We start from the raw sequence: 338 nt of genomic DNA on the forward strand, positions 1-338 counted from the left end.
CGTGATGCAAACCTTTCTGAAGAAGAGCGTTCCGCCCTCTCTAGAGTTATATGGCTTTGATGTCGGATATTCTGAGGTTTATTACATTCACTGAACCTTTTGAGGTGCATGTAATTCCAGATGATGAAGGAAAAACGAAATTCCTCGCTTTGGCAGATTATCCGGTAGCAATATCCGATAAAGCGATATACTTCCTTGATACTGAGGATCAACTTGCTGAAGTCGTTGTGGTTGCCGAGACAATTCTAGTCCTTCGTCTTAACGATTACTATATTGTCGATGAAATCAATAATACTCTTGCAAATGCGACCATCACTCTTCTCTAGGGTGCTGAAGCA

At 41.4% G+C, this 338-nt stretch carries 1 protein-coding gene; it reads left to right on the forward strand.

Annotated elements, in window-relative coordinates:
• The first annotated feature begins 59 nt into the window (after positions 1-59).
• Positions 60-326 (forward strand): hypothetical protein, encoded by a 267-nt coding sequence (locus CIK04_RS29850; RefSeq protein ID WP_325206016.1) that lies wholly within the window; start codon positions 60-62, stop codon positions 324-326.
• Positions 327-338: the final 12 nt, after the last annotated feature.

Source organism: Vibrio sp. 03_296 (genome assembly GCF_002265885.1).

Excerpts from the sequence above, each read along its gene's own strand:
- CIK04_RS29850 (WP_325206016.1), top strand. The coding sequence starts at position 60 with ATGTCGGATATTCTGAGGTTTATTACATTCACTGAACCTTTTGAGGTG.